This is a genomic window from Planococcus maitriensis (genome assembly GCF_003289925.1).
GTDB lineage: Bacteria > Bacillota > Bacilli > Bacillales_A > Planococcaceae > Planococcus > Planococcus maitriensis.
Window position 1 is genome coordinate 1 of the sequence record NZ_QLZQ01000005.1, and the last position, 13,712, is coordinate 13,712.

The 13,712-nt window shown below is 49.2% G+C and carries 13 protein-coding genes; 5 read left to right on the plus strand and 8 right to left on the minus strand.

Translation table 11 applies throughout. The features are described 5' to 3' along the window. The 8 genes from DP119_RS15945 to dnaA all read right to left on the minus strand — a co-directional run. Positions 1–208 (minus strand): hypothetical protein (locus DP119_RS15945; protein ID WP_205853877.1); only part of this gene is annotated, 208 nt, incomplete at its 3' end. A gap of 155 nt (positions 209–363) precedes the next feature. Next, on the minus strand, positions 364–2,958 hold the full coding sequence (gene gyrA / locus DP119_RS11490) for a DNA gyrase subunit A (protein WP_112233318.1): 2,595 nt from the start codon (positions 2,956–2,958) through the stop codon (positions 364–366). A gap of 30 nt (positions 2,959–2,988) precedes the next feature. Beyond that, the gene (gene gyrB / locus DP119_RS11495; protein ID WP_112233319.1) at positions 2,989–4,917 is read right to left on the minus strand and encodes a DNA topoisomerase (ATP-hydrolyzing) subunit B; all 1,929 of its coding nucleotides are present in this window, start codon (positions 4,915–4,917) and stop codon (positions 2,989–2,991) included. 47 nt (positions 4,918–4,964) lie between these two features. Continuing rightward, the gene (locus DP119_RS11500) at positions 4,965–5,174 is read right to left on the minus strand and encodes a hypothetical protein (RefSeq protein WP_058382263.1); all 210 of its coding nucleotides are present in this window, start codon (positions 5,172–5,174) and stop codon (positions 4,965–4,967) included. Between the two features lie 6 nt (positions 5,175–5,180). Further along, entirely contained in the window at positions 5,181–6,293 is a 1,113-nt protein-coding gene (gene recF, locus DP119_RS11505; protein ID WP_112233320.1) for a DNA replication/repair protein RecF, read from the minus strand. Further along, positions 6,283–6,522, minus strand: coding sequence for a S4 domain-containing protein YaaA (gene yaaA / locus DP119_RS11510; protein WP_058382265.1), 240 nt, complete (start codon positions 6,520–6,522; stop codon positions 6,283–6,285). Before yaaA ends, recF begins: the two co-directional genes overlap by 11 nt. 107 nt (positions 6,523–6,629) lie before the next feature. Beyond that, positions 6,630–7,766: a DNA polymerase III subunit beta gene (dnaN, locus tag DP119_RS11515; protein WP_112233321.1), complete on the minus strand. Its 1,137-nt coding sequence runs from the start codon at positions 7,764–7,766 to the stop codon at positions 6,630–6,632. 170 nt (positions 7,767–7,936) lie between these two features. Further along, positions 7,937–9,280: a chromosomal replication initiator protein DnaA gene (dnaA, locus tag DP119_RS11520; RefSeq protein ID WP_112233322.1), complete on the minus strand. Its 1,344-nt coding sequence runs from the start codon at positions 9,278–9,280 to the stop codon at positions 7,937–7,939. A 490-nt stretch (positions 9,281–9,770) separates the two neighbouring features. On the opposite strand from dnaA, the gene rpmH reads away from it, so the two are divergent. From rpmH to mnmE, 5 genes are all read left to right on the plus strand, one after another. After that, the gene (gene rpmH / locus DP119_RS11525) at positions 9,771–9,908 is read left to right on the plus strand and encodes a 50S ribosomal protein L34 (protein WP_084632995.1); all 138 of its coding nucleotides are present in this window, start codon (positions 9,771–9,773) and stop codon (positions 9,906–9,908) included. Positions 9,909–9,997: 89 nt separating this feature from the next. Beyond that, complete coding sequence (gene rnpA, locus DP119_RS11530) at positions 9,998–10,339, plus strand: ribonuclease P protein component (RefSeq protein ID WP_112233323.1); 342 nt, start codon at positions 9,998–10,000, stop codon at positions 10,337–10,339. Positions 10,340–10,400: 61 nt separating this feature from the next. Then, positions 10,401–11,180, plus strand: coding sequence for a membrane protein insertase YidC (gene yidC / locus DP119_RS11535; RefSeq protein WP_112233324.1), 780 nt, complete (start codon positions 10,401–10,403; stop codon positions 11,178–11,180). Then, complete coding sequence (gene jag, locus DP119_RS11540) at positions 11,177–11,980, plus strand: RNA-binding cell elongation regulator Jag/EloR (protein WP_112233325.1); 804 nt, start codon at positions 11,177–11,179, stop codon at positions 11,978–11,980. Before yidC ends, jag begins: the two co-directional genes overlap by 4 nt. A gap of 329 nt (positions 11,981–12,309) precedes the next feature. Next, a complete protein-coding gene (gene mnmE / locus DP119_RS11545) occupies positions 12,310–13,695 on the plus strand; it encodes a tRNA uridine-5-carboxymethylaminomethyl(34) synthesis GTPase MnmE (RefSeq protein WP_112233479.1) in 1,386 nt (461 codons plus the stop codon). Positions 13,696–13,712: the final 17 nt, after the last annotated feature.

The window sequence follows — 13,712 nt, forward strand, 5'->3', positions numbered from 1 at the left end:
GTTGATTGCTCAATACTGCTGGCGTATCGCCGTCATAAGACGCGCGATTCGCTTTGATCTGCCGAAGCTGATCAGTAGTTAAGTCACGAACACCAAAGTTTGGAATGGCTGATTGCTCCGATCGCCCAAGGGCGACCATCGCAAAAGCCGTTCGCGCGCCAAGGCGCTCGTGACGTCTTTCGTTGACGTTTTGCTGTTCAGTTTTCAAGGTTCATGTTGTGCGCCTTGTTTTGGCGACTTGATAAATATATCACGCTCCATCATATACGTCAACAGTTTTGAGTAAAAACTTTTCCTTTCTGCAATTTTCTTTCTCAATAGAAAGAAAAGAGCTTACCGATGGTTCGGCAAGCTCTTTCAGAATCACTCTTCTTCCGGGTCTTCTTCTATACTATCCGCCGTTTCATCTACAACGGCATCGTGTTCTGTGTAGACATCTGCTTCTGCACTTTCTTCGATGAGTGCTTCCACTTCGTCTTCGCCAGCTTGTTCTGTCTCTTCATCGACTTCTGCTGCTTCAGCATCATCCAAATCTTTTTTTACTTTGGTGACAGTCGCCACGACCTCTTCGTCGCCAAGACGAATCAACCGGACTCCTTGCGTGTTTCTTCCAGTCGTTGAAATGTCTTCTACATCCATACGAATCAGGACACCGTGTTGCGTAATCAGCATGATGTCTTCTGTTCCGTTTACGGCACGGACAGCTACGAGCGGACCATTCTTTTCGGTAATCTGGCAAGTCTTGATTCCCATTCCGCCCCTGGATTGGACGCGGTATTCGGATTCTTTCGTTCGCTTGCCATATCCATTTTCAGTGATGACCAGGATTTTATCGTCTGTCTCTAGGGTTTCCATCCCGACGACTTGGTCGCCTTCACGAAGGCGGATGCCCCGGACACCGCTTGCGGCTCGTCCCATGCTGCGGATATCCGTCTCAGGGAATCGGATCAATGCGCCGTCGCGTGTTCCGATGACAATTTCTTTGTTGCCGTCAGTCATCTTGACTGAGATCAATTCGTCGTCTTCACGCAAATTGATGGCAATTAAACCATTCTGTCGGATATTGGCATAGCTGCTCACTGGCGTTCGCTTGCTAAGGCCGCCGCGCGTTGTAAAGAAGAAGAAATCATCTTCTTTGAATTCTTCGACACGGATCACCGCTGTAACTTTTTCGTTCTTGCCGATTTCCAGCAAGTTGACGAGCGGCAAGCCTTTCGCAGTCCGGCCGTACTCAGGAACTTGGTAGCCTTTCTTGCGGTAGACTTTCCCTTCGCTTGTGAAGAACAGGATTGTGTCATGTGTCGATGTATATAGAAGATGTTCAACGAAATCGTCATCGTTGGTTCCCATTCCTTGTACGCCGCGTCCGCCGCGCTTCTGGCTGCGGTACGTATTGGCAGGCAAGCGTTTGATGTAGCCGTTATGCGTGAGCGTCAATACCGAAGCTTCACGCGGGATGAGGTCTTCGTCTTCGATCATCTCAGAGCCGCCGACAGTGATTTCCGTTCTGCGGGGATCATTGAAACGCTCTTTGATTTCAAGGATTTCTTCACGGATGATCTCGAGGATCTTCGATTCGTCCGCCAGAATTGCGCGCAGTTCATTGATGAGTGCGACGAGCCCCTGGTATTCCTCTTCAATTTTGTCTCGTTCAAGACCTGTCAGGCGCTGGAGGCGCATGTCCAGGATTGCCTGGGATTGGCGCTCGGACAAATTGAAATCATTCATCAACCCGTTGCGGGCTTCTTCAGTCGTTTGCGAACCGCGGATCAAAGCGATGATGGCATCGATATGATCCAGTGCGATGCGCAAGCCTTCAAGAATATGCGCGCGGTCTTCCGCTTTTTGCAGGTCGAATTCCGTCCGGCGGCGGATAATGACTTTCTGGTGCTCCAGATAATGATAAAGAACGTCTTTCAAGCCCAGAACTTTCGGCTGGCCATCGACGAGCGCAAGCATATTGATGCCGAAGCTTGTCTGCATAGCCGTCTGTTTGTACAAATTGTTCAACAGGACATTGGCGCTCGCATCCCTGCGCACTTCGATGACGACGCGCATCCCGTTGCGGTCGGATTCATCGCGCAAATCGGTGATGCCGTCGATTTTTTTATCGCGTACCAGTTCTGCGATTTTCTCGATCAGGCGCGCTTTATTGACTTGATAAGGAAGTTCGTGGATCAGGATCGTTTCCTTGCCGTTCGGCTTCGTTTCGATTTCAACGACCGCACGGATCAACACCGAACCTTTTCCGGTTTCGTAAGCGCGGCGGATGCCGCTCCGTCCGAGGATGATGCCTCCGGTCGGGAAATCGGGGCCTGGAAGGAAGTCGAGCAATTCTTCTGTCGTAATGGCGGGATTTTCGGCTAATGCGAGAACTGCATCGATTGTCTCGCCCAAGTTATGGGGCGGGATATTGGTAGCCATCCCGACTGCGATTCCGGAAGTCCCGTTGACAAGCAAATTCGGGAATCTGCTCGGGAGGACAACCGGTTCTTTTTCCTGGCCGTCATAGTTTTCCTTATAATCGACCGTGTTCTTGTTTAAATCACGCAAAAGCTCCATGGAAATTTTTGACATTTTGGATTCTGTGTAGCGCATTGCCGCTGCTGCGTCACCGTCTACAGAACCGAAGTTCCCGTGGCCGTCGACAAGCATGTAGCGATAGCTGAAATCCTGAGCCATCCGTACCATCGTTTCATAAACCGCGCTATCACCGTGAGGGTGATATTTACCGATTACGTCCCCGACAATACGTGCTGACTTTTTATAACCTTTATCCGCTGTGATCCCGAGGTCGTGCATGGCATATAAAATACGCCGATGCACCGGCTTCAAGCCGTCCCGGACATCGGGCAATGCACGCGAAACGATGACACTCATCGCGTAGTCAAGGAATGATGTGCGCATCTCCGTGCTGATATTTATTTCTTCTACTCCGCTGCCTGGCCGTTCCGCCATATCCGCAGCCTCCTCTCAACTCTTGTTGCGTTATACATCCAAGTTCTTCACATAACTGGCGTTTTCTTCAATGAAATTGCGGCGCGGTTCGACGTCGTCCCCCATGAGCATGTGGAAAGTCTCATCCGCTGTCATTGCATCTTCGAGCGTGACTTGCAGCAATGTCCGGAAATCAGGATCCATCGTGGTATCCCATAATTGAGTGGCATTCATCTCGCCGAGCCCTTTATAGCGCTGGACATGCGGTTTAGGCGTTGCTGGAAGTTTTGCTAATGCTTCTTTCAGCTGCGCATCCGAATAGACATAATCGACATGCTTGCCTTGCTTGATCTGGAACAATGGCGGCTGTGCGATGTAAATATAGCCTGCTTCAATCAATGGGCGCATATAGCGGAACAGGAAAGTCAGTAGCAAAGTCCGGATATGGGCGCCGTCGACATCGGCATCGGTCATGATAACGACTTTGTGGTAGCGCGCTTTATCGAGGTTGAACTCTTCCCCAATTCCGGTTCCGAGTGCCGTGATGATGTTGCGGATCTCTGCGTTGACCAGAATCTTATCCAAACGCGCTTTTTCAACGTTGAGGATTTTTCCGCGCAAGGGCAGAATCGCCTGGAAATGGCGGTCGCGGCCGGATTTTGCGGATCCGCCCGCCGAATCGCCCTCTACGATATAAATTTCGCTGATTTTCGGGTCGCGTGAAGAACAGTCTGCGAGTTTACCTGGCAAACTTGAGACTTCAAGGACCGATTTGCGGCGCGTGAATTCGCGTGCTTTTTTAGCCGCCATCCGGGCATGGGAAGCCATGATGCCCTTTTCGATGATTTTCTTTGCCGTCGATGGATTTTCCAGCAAGAAGCGTTCAAATCCGTTAGAGAATAAATTATTGACGATGGTCGATACTTCAGTATTGCCGAGCTTTGTCTTGGTCTGGCCTTCAAACTGGGGATCTGGGTGCTTGACGGAAATGATCGCCGTCAATCCTTCCCTTACGTCTTCACCAGTCAAGTTCGCTTCAGCATCTTTTATCAAGCCATTTTTGCGGCCGTAATCGTTGATGACGCGCGTCAAGGCTGTTTTAAAGCCGGATTCGTGGGTTCCGCCTTCATGGGTGCTGATATTGTTCGCGAATGAAAAGATATTTGCTGCAAATCCGCCGTTGTATTGCATCGCAACTTCGACGTCGATGCCGTCCCGCTCCGATTCGACGAAAATCGCTTCTTCGTGAAGCGGGTCTTTCGATTTGTTCAAATGCTCGACGTAGGATTTGATACCGCCTTCGTAGTGGTATTTCTTCTCCTGCTCCAAGCCTTCCCGTTCGTCAGCGACCACGATTTTCAAGCCGCGGTTCAAATAAGCGAGCTCGCGGAGGCGGTGATCCAGGATATCGAATTCGTAGACCGTTGTTTCTTTAAAGATTTCTTCGTCTGCTTTAAAGCGGATCGTTGTCCCGGTCTTGTCGGCTTCGCCGATGACGCCGAGTTCTTTTTTGACTGCACCGCGCTCAAATTGAATGAAATGGCGCTTGCCGTCCCGGTGAACATAAACTTCCGTCGTCTCGGACAAGGCGTTGACGACAGAGGCGCCGACGCCGTGGAGGCCGCCGGATACTTTATAGCCGCCGCCGCCGAATTTACCGCCGGCGTGAAGGACCGTCATGATGACTTCAACAGCCGGGCGGCCCATTTTTTCCTGCATATCGACTGGAATCCCGCGGCCGTTATCTTCCACGCGGATCCAATTATCTTTTTCGATCGTGACGCGGATTTCATCGCAATAACCGGCAAGGGCTTCATCGATGCTGTTATCCACGATTTCCCATACCAAATGGTGCAGTCCTCTCGATCCCGTAGAACCGATATACATGCCCGGCCGTTTCCGGACCGCTTCTAAGCCTTCCAATACTTGAATCTGATTGGCGCCATAAGATTGCTCAAGATTCGTATCTTCCATAGCCATTCCGTTCACCTGCTCTTTCTTGACAACTCATTATTTCCATTGACCGGTTATAACCTGTTTTGCTGAATTTTATTCAAAAGTGCCTGAGGCCGATAAGGTGACCCGTAGACGAAATCATCGGTGACGACATAGGATTTCACTGCTTCAGGCGGGACTAAAAGCCGCGTAAAGGCGGAGTGGACATAGTGTTCATGATGGACCACCGCAAGGATTTCCGTGACGGCAATCAATTGGGAGGCTCCGATCTGGACATACATGCATGTTCACTCCTTGACCGTTCCTTTCGATACTTCGAAAAGGCGGGCGCTTTGAATGGTCTCGTGTTGGATGCCTTCGACACTGGTGGTCGTGACAAAGGTCTGCACGGATCCGCGGATGGTGTTGAGTAAATGTGATTGGCGGTAATCGTCCAGTTCGGAAAGCACGTCATCCAGCAAGAGAACCGGTGCTTCGCCGACTTCCTGTTTGATCAGCTCGATTTCCGCGAGTTTCAGGGACAGGGCTGTCGTGCGCTGCTGCCCTTGGGAGCCATAAGTCTGGACGTCGTAGCCATTGACCATGAACTGCAGATCGTCGCGATGCGGGCCGACCAGCGTTACGCCACGGTCGAGTTCCCGCTTTTTCACTTCTTGGAGCTTGTGCTCTAAAAAGGACGCCATTTCAGCAGGCGTCCATTCGGGCTTCAACCCACTAATCGGCTGGTAGCGGATCTCCAGTTTTTCAAGCCCGCGGGAAATGCCGTGATGAATCGGCTCTGCCCATTTTTGCAGCAATTCCATGAACTGGAATCTTTTTTGTATAATTTTTACAGCAGCTTCAATGAATTGTTCAGTGTAAACCTCGAACATGACGTCATTGATCGCCTGTTTGCCGTAATGTTGCTTCAATATATGGTTGCGCTGTTTCAACAGCTTCTGGTAATTGACGAGATCGTGGAGATAAACCGGTGAAATCTGGCCGATTTCCATATCGATGAAGCGGCGCCTGACTTGCGGGCTGCCTTTGACTAAATGTAAGTCCTCAGGAGCAAACATGACAACGTTCAATTGGCCGATATAATCGCTCAGCCGCCTCTGCTCCAAGTGGTTCACTTTCGCTTTTTTGCCTTTTTTGGAAAAGCTGATTTCAAGCGGTAGTTTGCCATATTTCCGGAGCACATCAGCTTTAATTTTACCATATTCCGCGTCCCAGCGTATCAATTCTTTGTCATTGCTCGTCCGGTGGGATTTTGCCATCGATAAAACATAGAGCGATTCCATGATATTGGTTTTGCCTTGCGCGTTTTCGCCGATAAAGACGTTGATCTCCGGCGAGAAGCCGAGCTTGAGAGTTTCATAGTTGCGGTAATTGACTAACTCGAGGTTGTCAATCCGCATCGAAGCTCATGCCTTCGGCGACAACGATGCGGAATTCCCCCGTCCCCGGTATGTTCACAGTATCTTCCGGACGCAATTTACGCCCTCTGCGGTCTTCCGCTTCTCCGTTCACGAATACTTCATGTTCACTCAAAAACCATTTGGCCATTCCGCCTGAACTGATCGTGTCTGTCATTTTCAGCAGCTGTCCAAGTGTAATAAATTCTGTCTCAATACCGATTTCCTTCAAAATGCCCTCATCCTTCGATTCGTAGTCTATCCCTTTATTTTACCCTATTTGCCCCCATAAGTAAAAAGGATAGCCTTTATGGGCTATCCTGAAGGTTTTGGTTCCAATTAATATGTCCGGACAGGAAGAATCAGCTGAAGAATCGAGTCATCCAAGGCTGATTTCAAAATGAACGGGCGCATCGCCCCAGTGAATTGGATGACGACATCTTGTCCATCGATCGCTTTCAAGGCATCCATCATGAACTTCGCACTGAAGGAAATCTTCAGCTCTTCCCCCTCAACGCTTTGTGCTTGCAATTGTTCTTCGACTTTCCCGACTTCCGGGGAATTCGAGGAGACTTCCACTTCGCTGCCGTCGTTTGTGGAAAAGCGCACGACGTTATTGCGTTCTTCACGAGCCAATAGTGATGCACGGTCGATCGCTTGAAGCAATGAACGGCCGTTTACCGTTACCGTCGTTTTGTATTCAGACGGGATGAGGCGTGATGTATCCGGGTAGTTCCCTTCCAATAGACGGGAGAAGAACAGGATGTGCTTCGATTTGAACAGCACTTGCTGGTTGGTCATGACGATTTCAACCGGATCGGACGTGTCATCAAGGATTTTGTTCAATTCATTCAAGCTTTTCCCTGGAATGACGACACTATACTCCCCTTCCGGCAAAGTTTCGAGTTTTGTTTTGCGGCGTGCCAAACGGTGGCTGTCAGTGGCGACGCAAACGAGCTCCCCGTCTTTGACTTCCCAATGGACGCCTGTCAGTACCGGGCGCGTTTCCGAACTGGACACGGCAAACACGGTTTCTCTATTGATCGTTTTCAACAGATCCGCTGGAATCGTGAAAATGCGGTCATCTTGGATATCCGGCAATTGTGGATAATCCATTGCGTCAAGCCCGATCAAGTGGAATTCGGATTTTCCTGAACGGATATGCGTCTGGAAATTGCCGTTGATTTCGATTTCGACTTCATTGGTCGGCAATTTGCGGACGATTTCCCCGAACACTTTCGCCTGGAGGACGATACTTCCGCCTTCAGTAACGTCGATCAATTGTTTTCCATCCTCTTCTGCAGGGATGAATGTTTGGATCGTGATATCGGAATCACTTCCTGTCAAACGCATGCCTTCTGTAGAAACATCCATCTTGATCCCGGTCAAAATCGGAATTGTTGTTTTTGAACTGACTGCTTTCATTACATCGTTTAAACCTTCGACTAGTCGCTCACGTTTTATCTCGAATTTCATTCTCGAACCTCGCTTATATATATATTTTAGTTATTAGTACTTAAAGACAGTAACAGTAGTAGGGGCTGTGAATATGTGGATAAGCCCGAAATGAGCAATAAAAGCAGCTTATCCACATGTAGATAGACTGTGCATAAACTGCTTAAGAAAATCGCGGGTTATCCACAGCCTTATTTGCCGAGTGCGGATCGAATTTCTTTAATATCTTGCTGAAGCTGTTGGTTCTCTTTCAGCATCGTAGCGATTTTCTCGTGCGCATGGATGACCGTCGTGTGATCGCGGCCGCCGAATTCCTCGCCGATTTTTGGCAATGAGAAATCCGTCATTTCGCGAGACAAGTACATCGCGATTTGACGTGGATACGCAATATCCTTCGTGCGCCGCTTCGTTTTGAAATCATCGAGCTTGACGTTGAACTGTTCGCCGACTGCGTTTTGGATATCCAAGATCGTGATGACTTTCGGCTTGGAATTCGGCATGATATCTTTCAAGGCTTCTGCAGCGAGCTCGGCGCTCATGTCCCGGTTGATCAGGGAGGAATAAGCGACGACGCGGATCAAGGCGCCTTCGAGCTCGCGGATGTTGGAATCGATCGAATTGGCGATATAGGTCATGACATCGTTCGGGATGTCCAGTCCGTCCGCTTTGGCTTTTTTGCGCAAGATGGCGATCCGCGTTTCCAGGTCCGGCGGCGTGATATCGGTGATCAATCCCCACTCAAAACGCGATCTTAAGCGATCTTCGAGTGTCGGGATCTCTTTTGGCGGCCGGTCGCTCGAGATGATGATCTGCTTGGATTCTTCATGCAGCGTATTGAATGTATGGAAGAACTCTTCCTGGGTCTGTTCTTTTCCAGCCAAAAATTGAATGTCGTCGATGAGCAGAATATCGACATTGCGGTATTTATTGCGGAAATCGACGGTCTGGTTATCACGGATGGAGTTGATGAACTCGTTCGTGAATTTTTCAGACGACAAATAAACCACTTTGGCCTCCGGGTTGTGTTCAATGACATAATGTCCGATTGCGTGCATAAGGTGGGTCTTGCCAAGTCCTACGCCTCCATAGATGAAAAGCGGGTTATAAGCTTTTGCCGGCGCTTCGGCGACAGCCAGTGATGCAGCGTGCGCAAAGCGGTTACCGGAGCCGATGACGAATGTGTCAAAGGTGTATTTCGGGTTGAGCATACCCGGCAAAAACTCTTGCTGTTCCGCCTGCCCCGGTTTGATGCGGGGAGCGGGAAGCTGGAAATCATCCATATCCTGATCTTTTGGCACCACAAATTTAATAAGCGCTTCATCCCCTGTAAGATCTGTCAGAATGCCCGTGATCAAGTGCACGTAATGGTTTTCAAGCCAGTCGCGCGCAAATGAATTGGGGGCTGAGATGGTGACAGTGTCTTCTTTATAGGACAAGAGCTTGGTAGATTTGAGCCAAGTTTCAAAACTGGGCTTGGAGATTTTTTTCTCGACTTGGGCTAAGACACTCGACCAAATTTCGTCTAAGTGTTCCAATAGCGTATCTCCTTTATATGTAAAGATTTTTTACAGTATACCATACACAAAACCACAGCCTGTGGATAAGATCTATAAACAGGCTTGGGGAAAACTATCCACACCTTACCCACAATATGTGGATAACTATTTTGGGGTAGAAATTGTTAACAAGTGAAAACAAAACAATGTTATCAAAAAACGATAGACATTACAAGCATTTCTTTAACTTATCCACATGGCGGCGTTTGTACACATTTTTGATATCCACAGGCAGTTCCTATGTGAAAAAGCTGTCGATAAGGCATGTGGATAAACCAATTCCGCAAAAAATGGAATCACAGGAAGTGCACCGCGGATCTTCCAAATCTGTGTATAACTTGACTATTCTTTTTCCTCTGGTGGCTCACTGGATTTAAAAGAAACCATTGACAGGAAGAACATTGCGCCTTTATAATAGTCGAGACTGTCTTTAGAAAATAGTTAACTTTTATATAGGAGGTGTAAGGTCATGTCATTGCGCACATACCAACCAAATAAACGTAAACACAGCAAAGTGCACGGCTTCAGAGCACGCATGAGCACGAAGAACGGACGCCGCGTTATCGCTGCACGTCGCCGTAAAGGAAGAAAAGTACTATCAGCTTAAAGTCCACTGACCGCATCAGTGGTCTTTTTTTTCTTTTTCGCGGAATTTGAGCGAAAATGCATCAAAATAAGCAAGTAGCAGGTGAAAAAATGAATAAGCAGCAGCGGATCAAGAAGAATAAGGAGTTTCAGCGCGTCTTCAAAAAAGGAAAATCGTTCGCGAATCGGCAATTCATCGTTTATTTGCTGAAAGGCGAGCAGGAAGAATTTCGCCTCGGCCTGTCCGTCAGCAAGAAAGTCGGCAATGCGGTCGCTAGAAACCGCGTTAAGCGCTATATCCGCCAAGCCTTTCTCGAATTGAAGGACGATCTCCTGCCGAACGCCGATTACATTATCATCGCCCGACCACAGGCGGCCAAATTGGATTTTCATGAAAGCAAGAAAAGCCTGGAGCATGTGCTGAAAATTGCGCGCGCTTTGCCGAAGAAGTAGATGCCGGATCGATCCGGATGTTACTATAGGAAGTAATTGAATAGAGTTTGGAGGAAGCAAAGTGAAGAAGAGAACAGGATTACTCTTCGCCTTGGTGGCTGTTGCCCTCTTATTGTCGGGCTGTATGGAGTTTGACCAGCCGATCAGCGACCAAAGCGAAGGATTTTGGAATGAGTTTGTCGTATGGCCGTTAGTGTCGATCATTACATTCTTTAAGGAATTCCTCGGTACATATGGTTTCGGGATCATCGCAGTGACGATTCTTATCCGTCTTGCCCTATTGCCTTTGATGATCAAACAGACGAAAAGTTCGAAACGTATGCAGGAAATCCAGCCTGAACTGGCTAAGTTAAAAGAGAAATACAAATCGAAAGACGCCGTCACCCAGCAGAAATACCAGCAGGAAATGATGGCGATGTTCCAGGAAAAAGGCGTCAATCCGATGGCTGGCTGTTTGCCGATCGTCATCCAGATGCCGATCCTGATCGGTTTCTATCACGCGATCAGCCGCATGAATGCAACGCCGGAAATCGATCTTGGCACATTTTTGATCTTTCCGCTGGCGGAACCAAGCATCATCCTGGCAATCACGGCAGGTGTCATGCAATTGATCGTCCTGCGTACGGGCCCAGCGATGGACAACCCTCAAATGAAGGCGATGATGTATTTCATGCCGGTCATGATTATCGGATTCGGGATCATCTTGCCATCCGCATTGACGCTTTACTGGGTAATCGGGAACATCATCTCGCTTATCCAAAACATGTTCATTTACCGTCCATGGGAAAAGAAGGAAGTGCAACAGCCTGTTAAAACGAAAACAGGAGGGGCTAAAAAGTGAAGCATCTTACACAAACGGGGAAAACGGTCGAACAAGCGATTGAAAATGCGTTGGAAAAACTGAAAAAATCACGGGATGAAGTGACGGTCCGCGTCATCGAAGAAGGAAAAAAGGGGTTTTTCGGATTCGGTGCAAAAGACGCGGAAGTCGAAGTCACCGTGACGGAAACAGGTGAGCCAGAAGCCGAAAAGGCGCCGCAACAGACGGAAAAAACGCCACAACCGGCGGATAGCGCCAAACCTTCTGAAGAAGAGATTGCGGCAGAGATGCCGTCAGCTCCAGTAGAAGAGGGAGAAGAACCGGATTTCGGTGGATCTGCTGCAGAACCTGCAATGAAACCATCGAATGACAAAGCGATCGAAGAAACGAAAACCTATCTAAGAGATGTTGCAAAAGGCATGAAGATCGACGATTTGACCGTTGCGCACGAAAAACAAGGCAAAACGGTGCGTTTTAAACTGGAAAGCGAAAAAGTCGCAATGCTCATCGGCAAAAGAGGGCAGACCTTGAATTCGCTCCAGCAATTGGCGCAATTGGTGGCCAATCGCCACGCCGAACAGTTCATGATCGTCGAACTCGATGCCGAGAATTACCGGGAGCGCCGCCAGGAAACTTTGGAGCAATTGGCGGACCGGATGGCGGACAAAGCGATCCGCACCGGCAAACGGGTCCAATTCGAACCGATGCCGTCCTACGAGCGAAAAGTGATCCATCATGCGCTGTCACGGCGCTTGGACATCGATACGTATTCGGAAGGCAAAGATCCCAACCGCTATTTGGTCATTGAACCGCATAAATAAGCATGAAAAGCCGTCCGGCGAGGTCTTAACAGATCTTGCCGGGCGGCTTTTTTTGTAGAAAATCCCTGAAGCAGGAAGAAGGGGATGGCAAAAAAGCCTTGTATATTTATGCATATCAAATTTCCGGCCTTGAAATGGAAAACTTACCAAAGCCAAGCGCTCCATCTTTCGGTTTCAAGCGCTTTGTGTTATTGTAGTATGTTGTATAGTCACGTGCATTTTGATGGTTGTCCACATGTGGACAACTTTTTTATCTCATAAATCAAGCTGTGGGCAAAGGAATCAATCCCGCCCCAGCGTTTACTGCAAGAGGAGGAAGAAACATCATGATGGAATTCGATACGATTGCCGCGATTTCCACGCCGAGCGGCGAAGGGGCGATTGCCATTGTCCGCCTAAGCGGGCCGGAAGCGGTGTCCATCGCCGACCGGCTGTTCCGTGCGCCGGGCAATAAAAAGCTCGCCGAACAGGCGAGCCATACCATCCATTATGGCCATATCGAAGACCCCGCAACGAAAGAAACCGCGGAGGAAGTAATGGTCGCATTGATGAAGGCACCAAAAACGTTCACCAGGGAAGATGTCGTGGAAATCAATTGCCACGGCGGCATCGTATCGGTCAATCGTGTACTGTCTATAGCCTTAAGGGCGGGTGCACGGCTTGCAGAACCGGGTGAATTCACGAAACGCGCATTCCTTAACGGGCGCATCGACCTGTCCCAGGCAGAGGCGGTCATGGATTTGATCCGCGCGAAAACGGACCGTGCCATGGACGTCGCGCTGACACAGATGGAAGGGCGTTTGTCCCGCCTCATCAGCTCGCTGCGCCAGGCATTATTGGAATCGATCGCACAGATGGAAGTGAACATCGATTATCCGGAATATGACGATGTCGAAGAAATGACGCGCCCGATGATGCTTGAAAAGGCGCAATGGGTGCAATCGGAGATCGCTAAATTGCTCCAGACCTCCCAGCAAGGCAAGATTCTGCGGGAAGGCTTGTCAACGGTTATCGTCGGCCGCCCGAATGTCGGGAAATCATCGTTATTGAACAGCCTGGTCCAGGAAAACAAAGCCATCGTCACGGAAATCGCCGGTACGACGCGCGACATCATCGAAGAATATGTCAATGTCCGCGGCGTCCCGCTGCGCCTTGTCGATACGGCAGGCATCCGGGAAACGGAAGACATTGTCGAGCGGATTGGCGTCGAACGCTCCCGCAAAGTGCTGAAAGAAGCCGATTTGATCCTTTATGTATTGAATTACGCGGAGGCATTGACAGAAGAAGATCTGCGGTTATTTGAAGCCGTCCGTGACATGAATTATATTGTCGTCATCAACAAGACCGATTTGCCGCAGCAGATCGACTTGGGCCAAGTCAGGGAACTGGCCGGCGACAAACGCCTCGTGACCACTTCTTTAATTGAAGAAGAAGGCATCGACCAGCTCGAGGAAGCGATCGCTGAATTGTTCTTTGAAGGGGAAATCGAGGCGGGGGACATGACCTATGTCTCCAATGTACGCCATATTTCGCTCCTGCACCAAGCCCATCAAACCATCTCGGATGCCATAACAGCCGCCGAAATGGACGTGCCGGTCGATATGATCCAAATCGATGTGACACGCACGTGGGAAATTCTCGGTGAGATCATCGGCGACACGGCGGATGACGGCTTATTGAATCAATTATTCTCGCAATTTTGCCTTGGAAAATAAATTTTTGAAGGGACTGA

What these genes read in the sequence shown, in the direction of transcription:
- gyrA (WP_112233318.1), bottom strand. Translation starts at nt 2,958, where the DNA reads ATGGCGGAACGGCCAGGCAGCGGAGTAGAAGAAATAAATATCAGCACG.
- gyrB (WP_112233319.1), bottom strand. Translation starts at nt 4,917, where the DNA reads ATGGCTATGGAAGATACGAATCTTGAGCAATCTTATGGCGCCAATCAG.
- DP119_RS11500 (WP_058382263.1), bottom strand. Translation starts at nt 5,174, where the DNA reads ATGTATGTCCAGATCGGAGCCTCCCAATTGATTGCCGTCACGGAAATC.
- recF (WP_112233320.1), bottom strand. Translation starts at nt 6,293, where the DNA reads ATGCGGATTGACAACCTCGAGTTAGTCAATTACCGCAACTATGAAACT.
- dnaN (WP_112233321.1), bottom strand. Translation starts at nt 7,766, where the DNA reads ATGAAATTCGAGATAAAACGTGAGCGACTAGTCGAAGGTTTAAACGAT.
- rpmH (WP_084632995.1), top strand. Translation starts at nt 9,771, where the DNA reads ATGTCATTGCGCACATACCAACCAAATAAACGTAAACACAGCAAAGTG.
- rnpA (WP_112233323.1), top strand. Translation starts at nt 9,998, where the DNA reads ATGAATAAGCAGCAGCGGATCAAGAAGAATAAGGAGTTTCAGCGCGTC.
- mnmE (WP_112233479.1), top strand. Translation starts at nt 12,310, where the DNA reads ATGGAATTCGATACGATTGCCGCGATTTCCACGCCGAGCGGCGAAGGG.